General features: G+C 45.4%; 17 protein-coding genes and 1 riboswitch. Of the genes, 13 read left to right on the top strand and 4 right to left on the bottom strand.

Features of this window, described 5'->3' with window-relative positions:
* Positions 1 to 39: 39 nt before the first annotated feature.
* From ACIFSR_RS33455 to sufB, 6 genes are all read left to right on the top strand, one after another.
* Entirely contained in the window at positions 40 to 621 is a 582-nt protein-coding gene (locus ACIFSR_RS33455; protein WP_430063506.1) for a DUF1802 family protein, read from the top strand.
* A 282-nt stretch (positions 622 to 903) separates the two neighbouring features.
* Positions 904 to 1,683, top strand: coding sequence for a Fe-S cluster assembly ATPase SufC (gene sufC, locus ACIFSR_RS33450; protein WP_076270273.1), 780 nt, complete (start codon positions 904 to 906; stop codon positions 1,681 to 1,683).
* A 21-nt stretch (positions 1,684 to 1,704) separates the two neighbouring features.
* Complete coding sequence (sufD, locus tag ACIFSR_RS33445) at positions 1,705 to 3,012, top strand: Fe-S cluster assembly protein SufD (protein WP_430063504.1); 1,308 nt, start codon at positions 1,705 to 1,707, stop codon at positions 3,010 to 3,012.
* Complete coding sequence (locus tag ACIFSR_RS33440; RefSeq protein WP_076270271.1) at positions 3,009 to 4,235, top strand: cysteine desulfurase; 1,227 nt, start codon at positions 3,009 to 3,011, stop codon at positions 4,233 to 4,235. Before sufD ends, ACIFSR_RS33440 begins: the two co-directional genes overlap by 4 nt.
* On the top strand, positions 4,222 to 4,650 hold the full coding sequence (sufU, locus tag ACIFSR_RS33435) for a Fe-S cluster assembly sulfur transfer protein SufU (RefSeq protein ID WP_076270270.1): 429 nt from the start codon (positions 4,222 to 4,224) through the stop codon (positions 4,648 to 4,650). The genes ACIFSR_RS33440 and sufU overlap by 14 nt, the downstream gene beginning before the upstream one ends.
* 28 nt (positions 4,651 to 4,678) lie before the next feature.
* Positions 4,679 to 6,076 (top strand): Fe-S cluster assembly protein SufB, encoded by a 1,398-nt coding sequence (gene sufB, locus ACIFSR_RS33430; RefSeq protein WP_076270269.1) that lies wholly within the window; start codon positions 4,679 to 4,681, stop codon positions 6,074 to 6,076.
* Between the two features lie 107 nt (positions 6,077 to 6,183).
* Here sufB and ACIFSR_RS33425 read toward each other — a convergent pair whose 3' ends face one another.
* The 4 genes from ACIFSR_RS33425 to ACIFSR_RS33410 form a co-directional block, all read right to left on the bottom strand.
* Positions 6,184 to 7,083, bottom strand: coding sequence for a hypothetical protein (locus ACIFSR_RS33425; protein ID WP_430063501.1), 900 nt, complete (start codon positions 7,081 to 7,083; stop codon positions 6,184 to 6,186).
* Between the two features lie 161 nt (positions 7,084 to 7,244).
* The gene (locus ACIFSR_RS33420) at positions 7,245 to 8,300 is read right to left on the bottom strand and encodes an HD-GYP domain-containing protein (RefSeq protein WP_430063499.1); all 1,056 of its coding nucleotides are present in this window, start codon (positions 8,298 to 8,300) and stop codon (positions 7,245 to 7,247) included.
* 92 nt (positions 8,301 to 8,392) lie between these two features.
* On the bottom strand, positions 8,393 to 9,469 hold the full coding sequence (locus ACIFSR_RS33415; RefSeq protein ID WP_430063497.1) for a ThiF family adenylyltransferase: 1,077 nt from the start codon (positions 9,467 to 9,469) through the stop codon (positions 8,393 to 8,395).
* A gap of 58 nt (positions 9,470 to 9,527) precedes the next feature.
* Complete coding sequence (locus tag ACIFSR_RS33410) at positions 9,528 to 10,262, bottom strand: molybdenum cofactor biosynthesis protein (protein ID WP_430063495.1); 735 nt, start codon at positions 10,260 to 10,262, stop codon at positions 9,528 to 9,530.
* A gap of 102 nt (positions 10,263 to 10,364) precedes the next feature.
* On the opposite strand from ACIFSR_RS33410, the gene moaA reads away from it, so the two are divergent.
* The 7 genes from moaA to ACIFSR_RS33375 all read left to right on the top strand — a co-directional run bounded on the left by moaA (position 10,365) and on the right by ACIFSR_RS33375 (position 18,220).
* Complete coding sequence (gene moaA / locus ACIFSR_RS33405) at positions 10,365 to 11,366, top strand: GTP 3',8-cyclase MoaA (RefSeq protein WP_430063493.1); 1,002 nt, start codon at positions 10,365 to 10,367, stop codon at positions 11,364 to 11,366.
* Between the two features lie 10 nt (positions 11,367 to 11,376).
* Positions 11,377 to 11,850, top strand: coding sequence for a hypothetical protein (locus tag ACIFSR_RS33400; RefSeq protein WP_430063491.1), 474 nt, complete (start codon positions 11,377 to 11,379; stop codon positions 11,848 to 11,850).
* Between the two features lie 42 nt (positions 11,851 to 11,892).
* Positions 11,893 to 13,341: a bifunctional metallophosphatase/5'-nucleotidase gene (locus tag ACIFSR_RS33395; protein WP_430063489.1), complete on the top strand. Its 1,449-nt coding sequence runs from the start codon at positions 11,893 to 11,895 to the stop codon at positions 13,339 to 13,341.
* Between the two features lie 147 nt (positions 13,342 to 13,488).
* Positions 13,489 to 14,607 (top strand): HD-GYP domain-containing protein, encoded by a 1,119-nt coding sequence (locus ACIFSR_RS33390; RefSeq protein WP_339204077.1) that lies wholly within the window; start codon positions 13,489 to 13,491, stop codon positions 14,605 to 14,607.
* 136 nt (positions 14,608 to 14,743) lie between these two features.
* Entirely contained in the window at positions 14,744 to 15,883 is a 1,140-nt protein-coding gene (gene yfkAB / locus ACIFSR_RS33385; RefSeq protein ID WP_430063487.1) for a radical SAM/CxCxxxxC motif protein YfkAB, read from the top strand.
* 64 nt (positions 15,884 to 15,947) lie between these two features.
* Complete coding sequence (ytvI, locus tag ACIFSR_RS33380; protein WP_076270261.1) at positions 15,948 to 16,979, top strand: sporulation integral membrane protein YtvI; 1,032 nt, start codon at positions 15,948 to 15,950, stop codon at positions 16,977 to 16,979.
* 83 nt (positions 16,980 to 17,062) lie between these two features.
* Positions 17,063 to 18,220, top strand: a complete 1,158-nt coding sequence (locus tag ACIFSR_RS33375; RefSeq protein WP_339204075.1) for a glycosyltransferase family 4 protein — start codon at positions 17,063 to 17,065, stop codon at positions 18,218 to 18,220.
* A gap of 74 nt (positions 18,221 to 18,294) precedes the next feature.
* Positions 18,295 to 18,399, top strand: a riboswitch (TPP riboswitch).
* The last annotated feature ends 103 nt before the right edge of the window (positions 18,400 to 18,502 follow it).

Genomic DNA, 18,502 nt, shown 5'->3' with positions numbered 1-18,502 from the left:
ATGTTATCAATTATAGACAAGTTGGATGGAGGAAGTATAGTGACTGCAAAAAAAGAACAACAGCCGATCGCTTTGAAAGAGTGGGCTGTCAGTGTAAAAGCGCTCGCAGAGGGGCAGCAAATTATTGTTATGCGTAAAGGCGGAATCATTGAAGAAACAAGAGATTTTCAGCTTATTAGCCCTAGCTTTTATTTAATGCCTGCTTACGAGCACCAGAAGAAACATCTTTTAAAGGAGCAATATGTTGACGGTTTGGATGAAACGTTAGCGAATTGGTCGATAGACATGGAAACGATTAAGCTAGAAGCTTACGCTGAGGTCGTTGAAGATATTGAAGTAACGGATCAAGAAACACTCGATCGTTTACGCGATTTGCATATATGGACAGATACGTTTGCAGAGGAAAGATTGCGCTGGAAAAAAAACAAGCCGCTGCATGTTTTATTGCTTCGAGTTTACCAATTGGAGACGCCTTTGGAAATTTCGATGAGGCCTGCTTATAATGGATGCAAATCTTGGGTAAGAATGGAAAATGAAATACCATCTCCAAAGATGCTGCCTGTACTGGATGAAAAAACCTTTCTGTTTGAAGTTCAAAAAATTAAAAATGCATTGGCATAAAAGATTTATTTTGATCAAAGGATCTTACGAGGAAAACCCATCTAATTGCCGATTAAAGGTGAAATAGGAGAAATATAAGCCGAAATCAACTTTTAGCTTTTCGTTTTATATCTACAATAAAAAGACATTATCAATGAATCAAAGACATCTCACATTGATTTATAACAAAAACTATATTAAAATGATTATTGAGAATCATTGAGAATCACTCTATAATAGAAAGTCTATTATTTATAGAAGTGACTGAGCGAATTAAACCAACCTTGGAGGGATCAGCATATTATGTCTACTCATTTTGTCATTGATGGTCTGAAAGCGGCTATCGACGGAAAAGAGATTTTGAAAGGTATTAACCTAGAAATTAAAGGTGGAGAAATTCACGCGATCATGGGCCCGAACGGTACCGGTAAATCTACACTGGCATCCGCTTTGATGGGACATCCTAAATATGAAGTAACAGAAGGAACGGCAGTACTAGATGGCGCTGACATCCTTGAAATGGGTGTTGACGAGCGCGCACTTGCTGGTTTGTTTCTTGCAATGCAATATCCAAGTGAAATTCCAGGCGTAACGAACTCTGACTTTCTACGCAGTGCGCTAAATGCACGTCTTGGCGAAGGCAATGAAATCTCGTTGATCAAGTTCATTCGCAAAATGGAAAGCAAAATGAAAGAGCTTGAAATGAATGCTGAATTCGCTCACCGTTACCTTAACGAAGGTTTCTCAGGCGGCGAGAAAAAACGTAACGAAATTTTGCAAATGATGCTTCTTGATCCAAAAATCGTTGTTCTTGATGAGATCGATTCGGGTCTTGACATAGATGCACTTCGTATCGTATCACAAGGCGTAAATGCTATGCGTTCGGAAGATCGCGGTTTCCTTATCATTACTCACTATCAGCGTTTGCTTAACTATATTACTCCAGACTATGTACATGTTATGATGCAAGGCCGTATCGTTAAATCGGGTGGTCCTGAGCTGGCTGAGCGTTTGGAAAACGAAGGTTATGATTGGGTAAAAGAAGAGCTTGGAATCGAAGATGAAACGGTCGGTCAGGCTTAAGCAGAGAAGGGGGCAAAACGGATGAGTACACAACTATCAACGCAGGCCAACCGTCAAGCTGCTGAAGCGCTGGCACGTAGTAAAGGCGAGCCGAACTGGCTTGTTGAACTGCGCGGAGAAGCGGCAGACCTTGCCGGAACACTCGGATGGCCTAAGCCGGAGAAGGTTCGTATTGAAAGGTGGAATTTGACAGCACTAGGAAACTACGAGCAACCGACAACGGTTGGAGCAATTAGCGAACTTCCACAAGCTGTTCGTGAATTGATCACAGAAGGAACTGAAAATTTGCTTGTTCAACGTAATTCCGGCATCGTATGGAATCAGTTTTCAAACGAATTGGCTAGCAAAGGCGTTATTTTCACAGATTTGGAGACGGCATGCAAAGAGCATGGCGACCTCGTTCAAAAATATTTGTTCCAAGCAGTAGCGAAGGACGAAGATAAGCTTACAGCACTTCATGCAGCACTTTGGAACGGCGGCGTATTCGTTTACGTTCCCAAAGATGTTGAAGTTGAGCTGCCGCTTCAAGCGATTTTCTACAATGATAATGCTGAAGCGACATTTGCTCCGCATATCTTGATCGTAGCGGACAATAATAGCCGAGTGACATATGTGGATTGTGTTGTATCCGAACCGGGAGCAAGCAGTGCTCCTTTCGTACATCCATCTGTTGTTGAAGTGTTCGTGAAGCCAGGCGCTCATGTTCGTTTCAGCTCCATCCATCATATGGCTGAGACGGGCGTGGATATGTCAATCCGTCGTTCGGTCATTGAAAATGACGGCCAAATGGAATGGATTATCGGTGATTTGAATGACGGAAATACGTTGTCAGACACGAAATCCATGTTGAAGGGCACAGGCTCTACTTCTGATGCAAAAGTAATCAGCGTAGGCAAAAACGCTCAACAAAACAGCTTGACTACGCAAGCCGTTCACTTCGGCAAAAGCTCTGACAGCAACATGGTAACACGTGCAGTAATGAAGGATTCCGCTTCAGCGATCATTAACGGAATTACAAAAATCGAGAAGGGTGCGACGAAAGCGAACGGTGTACAAACCGAGAAGGTGCTCATGTTGAGCCCTAAAGCGCGCGGCGATGCCAATCCGATTTTGCTTATAGATGAAGATGATGTAACAGCAGGCCACGCAGCAAGCGTGGGGCAAGTAAACCCTGAGCAGGTATATTACCTAATGTCTCGCGGTATATCTAAGCAAGACGCTGAACGTCTAATTATTTACGGCTTTTTGGCTCCAGTCGTATCGGAAATTCCAGTCGAGGCGGTACGCGATCAGCTTCAGCGTTTGCTCGAAAGGAAGCTAGAGGGATGAACATAAATGCGATTCGGGAGCAGTTCCCGATATTGCATCAAGAAATAAACGGGCACCCGCTCGTTTATCTGGACAGCGCGGCATCTTCGCAGAAGCCGCGCTCCGTCATTGATGCGGTTAATCGGTACTATGAGCTGGATAACGCGAACGTTCATCGCGGTGTGCATACACTTGGTTCCAGGGCGACTGATGCCTATGAGGGAGCGCGCGAGAAGGTAGCGAAGTTTCTGAATGCGGGAGCACCGGAGCAAATTATTTTCACACGCGGTACTACAACAGCATTAAACTTGGTTGCTTCAAGCTATGCACGCAGTGTATGCGGTGAAGGTGATGAAATTGTCATCACACCGATGGAGCATCACAGTAATTTAATTCCGTGGCAGCAGGCTGCTAAGGCCACTGGCGCAACGTTGAAATATATCCCGATGCAGCCCGATGGTACCATTTCTCTTGAGGACATTGAGAAAACGATCACTCCACAGACGAAGGTGGTTTCCATCACTTACGTCTCAAACGTGCTCGGTCTCATAAATCCGATTAAAGAAATTACCCAAATTGCGCATCGTAACGGTGCCATTATGGTCGTGGATGGCGCTCAGAGCACACCGCATATGAAGATCGATCTCCAAGATTTGGATGTTGATTTTTATGCTTTTTCTGGTCATAAAATGTGTGGTCCTACCGGCATCGGCGCATTATATGGCAAGAAGGCACTGCTTAACAAGATGGAGCCGATTGAGTATGGCGGCGAGATGATTGATTTTGTTGATCTTTATGAGTCTACGTGGAAAGAGATTCCGTACCGCTTTGAAGGCGGCACTCCCATTATTGCGGGTGCGGTTGGACTCGGTGCTGCAATTGACTTCCTACAAGAAATTGGACTAGATGAAATTGATCAGCATGAGAGACGTTTAGCCACATATGCTTACGAGAAGCTATCTTCGTTGGAAGGCATCACATTGTACGGTCCGAAGCAAAATCGTGTAGGACTCATCACATTCAACTTGGATGATGTACATCCGCATGATGTTGCGACCGTGCTTGATTCCAAAGGCATTGCGATTCGTGCAGGCCATCACTGCTGCCAGCCGCTAATGCGTTGGCTGAATGTATCGGCAACGGCAAGAGCAAGCTTTTATTTATATAATACTGAAGATGAAATTGACCGCTTAGCCGATGCCTTACTACAAACAAAGGAGTTCTTCGGTCATGCAATTGGATGATTTATATCGCAGAGTCATTATGGATCATTATAAAAACCCTCGAAATCGCGGTACCTTGGATGAAGAATCAGTTACCATCAACCTGAATAACCCTACCTGTGGCGATCGTATTTCGCTGCAGCTGCAGGTCGTAGACGGCCAAGTTGCCAATGCGAAGTTCAGTGGTGAAGGCTGTTCGATCAGCATGAGCTCTGCATCGATGATGACAGAGGCGATAAAAGGAAAAACATTTGATGAGGCGCTTGCCATGGCTGAGAAATTCTCAGCTCTAATGAAAGGCGAACCGGTTGAATTTGATGAATATGAAGAATTGGATGCACTTTCTGGTGTAAACAAATTTCCTGCAAGAATTAAGTGTGCGACACTAGCGTGGAACGCCTTACGCAAAGGGATCGAGCAGCAAGAATCACATTAAACTAGATTTATGAGGAGCGTGAATGACCATGGCTAAATCAATGCCGGAAATGGAAGATTATAAGTATGGTTTCCGTGACGAGCACAAAGCCGTATTCGAATCAGGCAAAGGTTTAACGGAAGAAATCGTGCGTACGATTTCGGATATTAAAGGTGAGCCGGAGTGGATGCTGGATTTCCGCTTGAAATCACTTGAGCAATTTTTCAAAATGCCAATGCCTAAATGGGGCGGCAACATGGATGAGCTTGATTTTGACGACATCCAATATTATGTTCGTGCTTCAGACAAGCAAGGGAAAACATGGGAGGAAGTTCCTTCCGAAATTAAAGAAACATTCGACAAGCTGGGTATTCCAGAAGCTGAGCAAAAGTTTCTAGCCGGCGTATCGGCTCAATATGAGTCCGAGGTCGTTTATCACAGCATGCAAGAGGATCTTGAGAAGCAAGGCGTTATCTTCACAGATACAGATACTGCTCTTCGTGAGTATCCTGAGCTTATGAAAGAATATTTCGGAACGATTATTCCTCCGAATGACAATAAATTTGCTGCTTTGAACAGTGCGGTATGGTCAGGCGGAAGCTTTATCTACGTACCAAAAGGCGTAAAATGCGAAGTGCCTTTGCAGGCATACTTCCGTATTAACTCCGAGAACATGGGTCAATTTGAGCGTACGCTTATTATTGCCGATGAAGACAGCTCTGTTCACTATGTTGAAGGCTGTACAGCTCCAGTCTACAGCACAAACTCTTTGCACAGTGCGGTAGTTGAAATCTTGGTTAAGAAAAATGCACGCGTTCGTTACACAACGATCCAAAACTGGGCACCGAATATCTACAACCTTGTTACAAAACGTGCGGTAGCTGATGAGAATGCAACGATGGAATGGGTAGATGGCAACATCGGCTCCAAGCTGACGATGAAGTACCCAGCTGTTGTCCTTCGCGGTCGCGGCGCAAAAGGTATGGTATTGTCCATTGCCGTTGCCGGCAAAGGCCAGCATCAGGATGCAGGGGCCAAAATGACTCACCTTGCACCAGACACGAGCTCGACAATTATTTCTAAATCAATTAGTAAACACGGCGGTAAAGTAACATACCGTGGTCTTGCATCCTTCGGACGCAACTCCGACGGCGCGAAAGCTAATATCAAATGTGATACGCTTATTCTCGATAACGAATCAACGTCAGATACGATTCCTTATAACGAGATCTTGAACGATAACATCACACTTGAGCATGAAGCAACAGTGTCGAAGGTTTCTGAGGATCAACTGTTCTACCTCATGAGCCGTGGTCTGAGCGAAGCGGAAGCAACGCAAATGATCGTAATGGGTTTCATCGAGCCGTTCACGAAAGAACTGCCGATGGAATATGCGGTAGAGATGAACCGTTTGATCAAGTTCGAGATGGAAGGTTCTATCGGTTAACGATAAACTCAACAGGAAAAAGGGGGCTGTCCCAAAGTAGAATTTTCTACTTTAGGGCAGCCCCTTTTCAATGTGCATTTTCATCGTCTATTTTTCTTTTAGGAGCTTTACTGCTTTCTCGAAGTAGCTGCCAAGCTTAGGGGGTTCTTCCATGTTGCCTTAATACCATCCAAAATCCATTCCTTATCTGGACGGATCGGAGTCAAAAGCAGCTGCTGATTGTATAATTCTTCTTCGATTAGATTTAAATAAAGGGAAGATGCCACAACTTCTGGCTCAATAATTTGAACGGTAATTGCAAATCGAATCGGTGGCAACGAGTCCAGCTGCATATTGCCTGCTCTTACTGCAATAGGCTGACTAATAATTAGCTTCAAATAAACATCTTTGTCTATTTCATACCACGCTAGCTCGTGCTTTTGTTCTGCTTTCTCGATCCATTCATCCATCGTATTTTTCTCTTGTTTAGTCCAATTTGTTGCGATTAAAACACGATAAGAATCATTTTGATTGATTACTTTTTTGTCCATTACAAGTCCTTCGACCACTTTCTCTGGCTCTGACCAAGATAGTATTTCTCGAATCTTAATCGTGTCAGAAGGAGATAGTCTGAACATCGTATGCGAGTCATCTAAATTAGCAATTGAATCTGTATTATCATCACCGATCAAAAGATAATATTCCGAGCTGCCGATTATTACTTTATAAGTTGGAGCTGCCATTTTCACGATACCTTTTAATGGTTCAGCTTCTTCAAAAGCTTTTTTAAATACATCTACAAGGTCGGCTTCCGTTATGGTCTGATAGATGGTTTCAATAGCTGCCTTGCTGCCATCAGCATTTTTGAGGTTATAAATGACAACTTTTTCGCTGATACGATTTGGCTGTTGGCTCGGCTCATTACTTGCTAGCTCGCTTGGTTGAACAATTGGTGTATTGCTAATTGCTTCGGATTTGCATCCGGTCATCATTAAAGCGGTAATGATTATTGCTAAAATGCTTCTCACTCTATCACCTCTAGTCTTAATTTGCATATTTGGTATCATTTACAATAACAACGATAAAATCATTGTATAAGTTGCGAACGTGGTTGATAAGAATAAGCGGCAGCATAAAAAAAACCCGCAATCGCAGATATGATCTGCAATTCGGGTTGTTTTTGAAACATTTAAATATAAACCTGCTGGATTTCATACTCACGCTCAATGGCCATATCGATGAATTCTTCACCAATTTGAATAAGCGGGCGGAAAAACTCGGTAGGGTGAGTCATGACAATAATTCCACTTTCTCCACCTACAAGCTCGATTCTTTTGCCTATGAAATTAGGCATCATATGTTTAATAAAGGTGTGGGTTGTATAGGGATCAAGCTCTTTGAAGCTCAGCTGATAAAGCTCCTTAAGCACAAAAAGCAAATCACGCTTCTGTTGATACACGCGCTGGGAAATCATCGCACTGTAAATATCGACTACAGCAATGATTTTGGATACGGGATGAATCTCATCACCCTTCAGACCTTGAGGATATCCAGTGCCATCATTTCGCTCATGATGTTGAAGTGCTCCAATGGCTACAAATGGTTCATCCAGAGAGTCTAAAATAATTTCATGTCCGTACAAGGTGTGTCTCTTCACTTCTTCGTACTCTTCATCAGTCAGCTTCCCAGGCTTATTTAAAATGCTCTCTTCAATTCGGCATTTTCCGATATCATGGAGGAAGCCGGCATTGCCGATTCGAACAGCTTCTTCATTGGAGTATCCAACCCAAGTAGCGAGATAATAGGACAACATGCCGACCTGCACGGAATGCTGATACGTATAATCGTCTTTAGAATTGAGTAATAGCAGCATAGATACAACATCACGTTCCATTTGGAGGTTGCTCAGTAGAGGCTGGAAGATGGACGTTACTTCCTCGACATCAACTTTCCCTTGCTGATTCGCTTTCGTGAATAATCCCTCAAAGCTTTTGACAGCGTTTTCGTAAAGGGGCTGAACGGTAGGAAGCCACTTGGGATTTATAGTAGATTCAAGTGTACGACCTTCCGTTTCTTCGCTTACTCTTTCATCTATATCAATATAGTCCATTTGATGTTGAAATAATCTTGATATATCTTGGTTATTGAGTACTGTTCCTTTGGAGAGTACATGAAGTCCGTAATTGTTGAAAGTGTCATTGCTTAAACGGTCTCCATTAATTAATTCTGTAACATGAACTCTCATCGAGACACCTCATTGGTAGTAGTAGAAAAGATATACCTACAATAGTAGCAATGATTGATCGGATTGGCAATATGAGGGTATTATAATAGCGACTAATTACCTAATAATTCAGCATAAAGCGACCTTGCTTTTGATAATTGATCTGTGCCTTGGACGATGGCTCGGCCATCCTGGAACAGGACTAAGGTCAAATCAGCCTCAAGTTCAATTCGCAGTAAAAAACGATTGCGAGTTATTGTGCCAACCGGCTTTAAGCGTTCAGCTAACTCTTCCAAGTTCAGTAGAGCATCTTGACTCGGTGTAATTTGCACAGAATGGCGACCGCATAGAGCAGCAGCTGATCCCGACATTTGATCTTCCAAAAATGCGAACTGCCTATTTCCGCAGCAGTCGCAATGGCTTCGCTTCGATTTGGCCACAGAAATAGGAAGCCAAGCATGATTCCATAGGTCAACTTGAAATAAGGTGCCGTGTAGTGCGTTCTTGTTGCCTGAGAGCAGCTTAATGGCTTCCGTAGCTTGAAGAGAGCCGATAATGTCAACGACTGGAGAGATGACACCTGCCGTTTCACAAGTATCGGTCGTACCAGGCGGAGGCGGTTCATTGAACAAGCATCGGTAGCAGGGGGATTCGCCTGGTATAATCGTCATCGTCATGCCGGATGCGCCGACGGCTCCGCCATAAATCCAAGGAATGCTGTACTTCACGCTATAATCATTAATTAAATATCGAACAGAGAAGTTATCACTGCCATCAACAATAAGATCAACATCAGTGAGTAATTCCTCCGCATTCATTGCCGTTAAATCAGCAACTATCGGATCAATGAAGACAGAGCTGTTCATGGCGCGCAAATGTGCAGCAGCGGCCTCTGCTTTGGGAAGCAGCGATAATACATCTTCTTCGGTATACAGCATTTGCCGCTGTAAATTACTCCATTCAATAATGTCCCGGTCTATAATACGCACATATCCAACGCCGGATCTGACCAAATGCTGGGCGATGACAGAACCAAGCGCACCCATGCCAACGACCGCAGCGCGACTGCCGGCAAGCAGCTGTTGTCCTTTCTCTCCAACGGGAGAGAAGCGGACTTGTCTCGCATAACGAGCTGATCCCACGCCCGATATTTCAGGTGCAGCGTTATTTTGTGTGATTGGATTGTTCATTTTTGCTAATCTCCTTAAAAGCATCGTGAAGCCATATTCGACTCGCCTAGTTGTAAATTTAAAAGTCCTTTAATTGTTCAGTAGGATTCCACGGACCAAGCTGATGCCCTTTCCATTCTGATCCGTCTTCCCAAATTTCTTTCTTCCATATAGGAACGATTTGTTTAAGACGTTCAATGGCATAGCGGCTCGCCTCGTAACAGCTGTCACGGTGGGGGGATGACACCGCGATAACGACGCTTGTCTCAGCGAGGCCAACTACGCCAATTCTATGGCTGATGGCACATAAGGCGCCTTGCCAGCGCTCGGCAATTTCATTGCCGATTTGCTGCATCGTTGCAACGGCCATCGGTGCATACGCTTCATATTCAAGCCGTACCGTACGCTGACCATGTGTCCATTCACGCGTTGTTCCTACAAATGCAATAGAGGCACCATTTTCCGGTACGATAACTTTTGCAAGCACAGCATCGGAGCTAATGACATCGTTTGTTACGATATAGCGCTCTATAGGCTCCTTGGCAAGCTCTTGTTTCTCTTCTCCTCCGGATACTGGCGGAAGCAGGGCTAGCTCGTCAGAGGCGTGTATGATCGTATCCTCGGCGGCGTAAACGTGGTTGCATGCGATAAAAGCTATCTGTATTAATGCTTGATGATCTGGGTATTCATCAGAAATGGCGGCCTTCAGATCGGATACGCTCATTTTCTCCAAATCAGATTGCAGCTGTATGGAAGGGACCCCAATTCGTTCGGGAAGCCCTGCAAATAATTTAATAATCCAGTCATATTTCATGGTATAAAACCTCTCATCGTATAGGCTTGAAGCTGTTTATAGAATATCATAATTCAAGAAAAAATGTTATGCTTATACTCGTACAGAAAGGGAGTGAAGGTCATGCCGACATTGACGGATCGTTTTGGACGGGTACACGATTACTTACGTATTTCAGTAACGGATCGTTGTAATTTGCGATGCTTGTATTGCATGCCAGAGGAAGGAATGGAATTCACAGAATCAGAAAATTTACTTTCCTATGATCAAATTGTCGAGGTAGTTGAAGCGGGTGCGGCGCTTGGCATTACGAAGCTGCGCATTACCGGAGGCGAGCCGCTTATAAGGCCGGGTCTCGATGGTTTAATTAAAAGATTATCTGCCATAGCTGGCATTAAAGATATAGCATTAACGACGAATGGTGTTTTTCTAGCCAAACAAGCGGAAGCGCTTCGAGCAGCAGGCTTGAATCGTGTCAATATTAGTTTAGATACGCTGGACTCCACAAGATTTCGCTTTATTGCAAGAAGCGGGGAATTAAAACGTGTGATGGAAGGAATCGAAGCGGCAGCAGCAGTAGGCTTCGACCCTATTAAGCTGAATTGCGTGCTTCTTAAAGAAGTAAATGAGGATGAAATTGCCGCATTTTTAAAACTCGCCTACGAGCAGCCGATGCATGTTAGATTTATTGAATATATGCCAATCGGCCATGCGGATGAAAATTGGAAAAAGCATTATTTGCCGCTTTCGCGTGTACTGGAAGTAGCAGAGCAAGAGGGCTATACGATTAGCCGCGGACCAAACGTGCATGGAAACGGTCCTTCAGAGGATTGGCAAATGAAGGGCGGCCGCGGCTCCTTCGGGCTTATTCATCCTATCAGCGATCACTTCTGCAGCAATTGCAATCGGCTGCGCTTAACAGCGGATGGGTCCATTAAGCCTTGCTTATATTGGGTAGATGAGCTGAATGTAAGAGAAGCATTAGGGCATCCAGAGGAAATGCAGCAATTGCTGCTGAAATCGATGGACATTAAGCCGGAAAATCATGAAATGGCGGCTAAGCTGGCTGACAGCGCACAAACTCATATTCCTACCGAACGGCGGATGTCGCAGATTGGAGGCTGACGAGCAACTGATGCATGAGATCAAGATTGAACATTTTGAGATAGGAATGTCCGTTACGACCCCAGAGGAGATGGCAAAACTTTCGGGCGCAAGCTTCCTTATTGCAGGCAGAGTGCCGGATGCTGAAGGTGAAGCATTTGACTTATATCAATGGTACGCTGCATGGATGAGGGACAATAATTCTGAGAATGCTGCAGCGTCCAAGACGCCATCTTATTTAATTGTAGAAGCGGCGGATTCTTTCGAGGCTACTATTCCATGGGAGCAGCTTGAGCAGGCGGCTGTGCTTTACCGGATTAATGGCTTGCCTTTGCAGAAGGCAGGCCCTATCCGCCTTTATGTGCCCAACGGCAGCAGCAAATGCTTAAATGTGAAAAGCATCGTTAAACTCAAAATTGGACACGATGAGCCAAATACGCAGGTTGAAGCAGCATATGGTTTTAAGCATACATTTTCGATGAATGATTTGCGTAATAACAAGTAGACTGGTTTTGTGTCGATGAGTACAGGCATTAAGGAGGCGTGCATGAATTTGACGGACAGTTTTCGTACAAGGGTAGTGCTTCTTCATAGCAATGATATACATAGTCGTCTGGAGCATGCCGCCAAGATCGCTTCATTTATCACAGAGGAAAGACGAAGCTGGGGCAATGAGCGAGTGCTTGCGGTAGACTGCGGAGACCATATGGATCGCATGCGAGTGGAGACTGAAGGCAGCGATGGGATTGTTAATGTAGAGCTTTTAAATCAAGCTGGTTATGAAGTAATAACACTTGGCAATAATGAAGGACTTACTTATTCTTCTCAGACGATTTCGGAGGCGTATACCGATCGCGCTCAGTTTGCTGTCGTTTGTGCCAATATGCACGAGGCCGCTACAGGTGAGCAGCCTGATTGGCTGCTGCCAAGCACTATCATTGATAAAAATGAACTTCGAATCGGTATCATAGGCGTCACAGCGGCCTTTTCTGACTTTTATTTCTTGCTAGGCTGGCAAGTATCTGATCCATTCGCGGCGGTGCAAGAACAGGCGGCAAAGCTGAGAGATAAGGTAGATGTGCTGGTAGTGATGTCCCATATTGGGATTACCTTCGATAAGCAAATGGCGGAGAAGCTTGAGGGCATCGATCTTATTTTGGGAGCACATACCCATCATTTATTAGAAGAGCCAATTGTTATCGGTGATACGACGATTTGTGCAGCCGGGAAATTCGGCGAGTATATCGGGCGAGTAGAAATCGGAATGGATGACGTTTCCTCGCGCCCAATGTTCCGCGCAACCTGCGTTCCTACGGCCGCAATGGAAGAGCATCCCGAAGCTGCCGCCATCATCGGCAGCTACCTAAAGGCGGGACAGCAGCGCCTAAGCCGGGTTATCGCCCGGCTTTCTGCACCGCTGCCCGCCAGAGCCGAGCGGGAATCACCGCTCGGCAACCTGCTGGCCGCTGGCTTGCGCCGCTGGACCGATGCCGAGATCGGCATCGTCAACGCTGGACAGCTGCTCGGCGGCCTCGCGCAAGGGGACGTGACAGCGGGCGAATTGCACGCCCTCTGTCCGTCGCCGATTAATCCGTGCCTCATGCTCATCGCAGGCACGGATATAAGGACAGCGCTGGAGCAAGCGCTGCTGCCCGAATTTATCCATAAGCCGATCAAGGGATACGGCTTTCGCGGTGAAGTGCTGGGAACGCTTGCCATAGATGGCTTGTCCGTTACCTACGATTCGAACAGAATGCCGATGGATAGACTCATACAGGTAACGGTTAATGGAGAAACGCTGGATGATGAACGACTGTATAAGCTCGGAACGATCGATATGTTCAGTTTCAAGGCGGGTTACGAGTCGCTCGCCAACGCGGTGCAAGTGAACTATTTCTTGCCCGAATTCATTCGAGACGTGATCGAAGCGCAGCTGCAAAATTCGTCTGAATTGGCGGAATGTTGTCAGCTAAGATGGGAAAATACCTCGATTTGACAAAGAAGATGAAAAATATCGACAATTCATGTCGAAAATATAGTATAAAATGGTTGCGATTTTCCCGTATATCCCGTACATTAACATTACGAACGATTTTTTCCGATGTAATAGTTAGCCGACTTTTAATGGGGAAGGATCGAGAAAATGCGGTTGTTGCCAATAGCGAAATGCAGGCCGGGTATGAAGCTGGCCAAAAAAATATTTTCTCAAGAGGGTATCGTTCTTCTTGGCGAAAATATGGAACTGACAGAGAGACTTATATCCCGCTTGGATCAATGCGGAATTCAATATGTTTATATAACAGATCCGAAGACGGATGATATTGTGCTGCCTTCTTTAATTAGAGAGGAAACGATGCAAATCGCGCTGAAGGAAATTCGAACGAATTTCCGCGAAATGATGGATCGTCCTAAACGCAAAAAAGGCGTAACCTACCCCTATATTGCACAGCCATTTAAAAATATGATGAATATGATTATCGATGACCTCTCCGGTCATCAGGATGCCATGATCATGTTAATGGACATGAGCTCTGTTGATCATTATTTGTTCCAGCATTCTTTAAACGTCTGCGTTTATACGACCCTGCTCGGTATGTCGAACGGCTATTCCAAGGATGAGCTTACGACGCTTGGCATGGGCGCTCTTCTTCACGATATCGGCAAGACGCAGATTGCGATCGATGTGTTAAGAAAACCAGGCTCCCTCTCCAAAGAAGAGTTCGAAGCGATGAAGCAGCATGCGAGAATCGGTTACGAGCTGCTCAAGGATGAGCCTAACCTGCCGCTGCTTGTTGCCCACTGTGCATTCCAGCATCATGAGCGAATTGACGGAAGCGGTTATCCGCGCGGAATCAAAGGCAATGAAATTCATGATTATGCAAAGTGGATCGGGTTGGTCGATTCGTATGACGCCATGACAACAAATCGCGTCTACAGTGCTCCAATGCTTCCACATCACGCGATTGAGCGGCTTTATGCCGGTACGGGAACGTTATACGAGCAGCGAATGCTGCAGCTGTTCCGCGATAAGGTTGCTATTTACCCGATTGGAATAACAGTTAAGCTGCAAACAGGAGAGTCGGGTATCGTAGCAGATCTTAATCATTCTTACCCGCATCGACCTATTATTCGTATTCTATATAATGAAGCGGGCGAGGAATTGAAATCGCCTTACGAGATCGATTTGTCGAAGCAGCTCACGATGATGATCGTCAGCGTGAACGATGACGCGAGCGAAGTGCAGTTTGCCTCAGGCATTTAACGAAAGACAGATTGGGAGCCGCTTAGGGCTCCTTTTTGCTTCTTTTTTTGCCGTTTTATTTGCTTCCTTTGCAGTCGCGCATTACAATAACTAAAGAATGATTCATTCCAGAAAATAAGTCAGGTGCTGAAGAAAAATGAACACAATACAATTTCAACAATCAAGAACACCGTTATCCACACTTTCGCCAACGAATGATCCGTGGGATCCCATTCGTTCGTTGCAGCAATATGGAAGACATCGCTTAACAAGCGTCGAAATGACCGTTTCCAACCTATGCAATATGCGATGCGAGCATTGCGCAGTTGGAGATACACTTGTAATGACAGAACCCTCCAAGCTGCCGCTTAAGCAGATGCTGGATCGACTGGATGAAGTAGAGCATCTCGAAACGATAAGCATTACAGGCGGGGAGCCATCCTTCTCCGACCGAACGGTTCGTGATTATATGGTGCCGTTGCTTCAATACGCCCGCAGCCGCGGCATTCGCTCCCAAATCAATTCGAACGTGACGCTGCCTTACAGCCGTTATGAGCAGCTAGCTCCTTATCTAGATGTCATGCACATTTCGTTTAACTACACGTCTCCGGAAGATTTTCACCAAATTGGATTTGCGAAAGCCAATCACCATGTATCGCTCGAAGCCGCGACCAAGCTTTATGAACGAATGATCGAAAACACGCGTCGCCTTAGCGAGACAGGTGTACTCGTTTCTGCGGAGTCTATGATCAATTACAAAACGTATAACAAAATTGATGAGATTCATCAGCTGATTGTGGATATGGGATGTCAGAGGCATGAGGTGCATCCGATGTATCCTAGCTCCTTTGCGAAGGATTTACCGGTTCTCTCACGCGAGCAAATGCTGGAAGCTATTGAACGCTTGCTGAAAGCGCGCGACCAATCCGTTTGGATGCTGTTCGGCACACTTCCCTTTTATCCATGCAGTGACAGCAAATCAGAACGTGAACTGCTGCGAAGATTAGCGAATGAGCCAAATGTAACGGTACGCAACGATCCTGACGGCCGCAATCGGCTGAACGTAAATTTGTTTACAGGCGATGTATTTGTAACCGACTTTTCTGATGTGCCCGCTTTTGGCAACATCGGTTCGTCCAAATTGGAGGATTTATTTGATAAATGGCTGGACCATTCCCTTGCGCAAAGTGTGAATTGTCACTGCCCGGTCGCTTCATGCTGCGGACCTAACCTCCTTGTTAAGGATATGTACTATAAAGATGTTAATTTCCATGAGCGCAGCGCAGTGCTGGATTAGTATGAAAGAGCTGGTTTAAGAGTGGCGTAAAGTGCATATAAAAGAATAGAGAGGAGGAGAAGCTGTGTCTATTAAGACAATCGTATTTATCGCTTTAGGGTTATTGCTGCTCTATCTGTTTTTTACGGTAGGTGCTCCTTTCTTGCTTGCGCTTGTTGTAGCTATTTTTCTTGAGCCGCTTAATCAGCTGTTTATGAAAAAATTCCGAATGAATCGGCTGGTGGCAGCTACAATATCAAGCAGCCTCTTTACGGTTATTCTGATCGGACTAATCGCGCTGCTTGGCGTGAAAGTGGTAGCCGAATTAATAGCCTTTTTCAAAAAAGTGCCCCAATACTTCGAAAATGCCAATGGGATGGTAGACGATCTCATGTTTCAGGCACAATCGTTATATCAAAACTTCCCTCCTGACGCCATTGAAACGTTAGAGAAATGGCTAATGGAGCTAACGAGTACATTAACGAAAATGGTAGGTACGTTATCGAACACCGTTATCGCTTTCGCTTCAAGCATCCCGGGCATGTTCATCTTCTTTATCGTTTTCTTGGTAGCGGTATACATGATGAGCTTTAGTCTAAATACGATGAAGGCAACGGTGCTTTCATTATTTGAAGAAAAATCGCAGCCACAGGTCAATGATGTGCTGAACAATCTCAAAAAGTCGATTTTTGGTTTCTTGCGTTCGCAGTTTATTTTGAGTGCACTCACCTACATCATTTCGTTGATCGGTTTGCTCATACTTAATGTCAAATATCCGCTTGCTATCGCGCTGCTTATTATCATTGTTGATATTATGCCGATTCTTGGAACAGGTTCTGTACTTGTGCCATGGGGAAGTTATTTGCTGCTGACGGGCAATGTTTTTGTAGGGGTAGGGCTAATTATTCTATTTCTAGTTATTACCGTATTCCGCCGCATCGTAGAGCCTAAAATTCTCGGAGATTCTGTAGGGATCGGCTCATTGTCAGCGCTTGTAAGTTTATATGTCGGCTTCAAGCTCGTCGGTGTTATCGGTGTATTCATCGGACCGCTTGTCGTGATCATCTATATGGCAGCTCGAAGAGCTGGACTGTTCCAAATGAAATTCAAGCTATAGCCTTGGAAAAGCCGTGCCAAAGCCGTTGCTAGATACGTATGATACTGCAAAAAAAGCAGATCATGCAGGAGGCATACGAATAGATGGCACCCATTAAAGTTGCAATTGTAACACCAGGCTCCTTCCCGATTCCTTCATCAGGGAGCAGCTCGGTTGAGCGAGTGGTAGAGAAATTTGCCCCGCTGCTTAAGCCTTACGCGGAACCTCGTATATTTGGAAGACTGAGCAAGCGATTGCCTCGTCAAGGACAATTTAACGGTGTTGTATGTGAACGGTTTGCAGCGGGCAATAAGCAGCGATATATTCAAGAGGTAGGGCGTGCGGTTCACCGTTTTTCTCCTCACGTCATCGACGTCGAGAATCGTCCCCAATTTGTTCTGACGATGAAGCGATTGAATCCAGGCAAACGAGTCTGGCTTTATTTGCATTCCTCCACCTTCATTTCACCCTCCTATATTTCTTCTGCAAACTTGCATAAGTGCTTGCAGGCAGCAGATAGAATCATCGTAAATAGCGAGTTTCTAAGGCGAATTGTAGTGTCGAAAGCGCCAGAGGTCGCTTCGAAGCTGCGAGTCATTTATCCTGGGGTAGATACGGGCAGGTTCCCTTCACAATATTCCTCCGAAGGAGCCGCTAAACGGGAGAGTTTAAGGCAAAAGAGAGGATTGAATGGTAAAAAAGTGGTGCTTTTTATGGGGAGGCTTATTCCGCTTAAGGGCGTTCATCATCTTCTCAATATCGTGCCGCAGCTTGCCAAAAGCCATCCGGAGCTCGTCGTTATCATCGTAGGGAGCCCATTTTATGGCTCGCATCGCAAAACGGCTTATGCTCGCAAGCTTGAACAGCTTGGACGCAAATGTCCGGGTCATGTTCGTTTTGTGCCCTACGTGCCGCATTCGGAAGTGCCCAGCTGGATGCTCGTTGCCGATGTAGCGGTCGTTCCATCTGGACAGAGGGAGGCATTTGGGCTCGTTAATGTCGAGGCGATGTCCTGCGGCGTTCCGGTAGTCGCAACACGTGCAGGCGGAATGAAAGAAATTATCCGTAATGGCGAAACGGGCTATTTGGTCAATCAGCTTCATATCGAGCGAGAGCTGCGAGAAAAGCTGCATCTGCTGCTTCGCGATAAACAGCTCAGGCAGAAGCTGGGGCGCCGCAGCCGCGAGCGTGTGGAGCAGACATTTACATGGCGTCACACCGCTGATCGATGGGTAAGGCTGCTGAAGGAAAGCGGACTGTAGCAGGCTGTGTTTTTCCGCGGTTTGGAAAATAGAGGGTTGACACCCTTCTTTACTAAACGGTATAGTCAAACAAGGAAATCCACTAGGGGCGCCGTAATGGCTGAGATAAAGCGAATCGCTTTGGTCCCTTTGAACCTGATCTGGGTTATGCCAGCGTAGGAAAGTGGGATTGTGCGTTTATGCTTTGCGCGTGAAAGCTCTGCCGGAATCTGCTGAAGCCTCAGCTTATGCGGCAAGACTTTATCTGCTTAAGGGGAACCCTTGCAAGATAACACTCGCATG

Source organism: Paenibacillus sp. NRS-1760 (assembly GCF_050467785.1).
Taxonomy (GTDB): Bacteria; Bacillota; Bacilli; order Paenibacillales; family Paenibacillaceae; genus Pristimantibacillus.
This window is presented reverse-complemented; position numbering and strand designations above follow the sequence as displayed.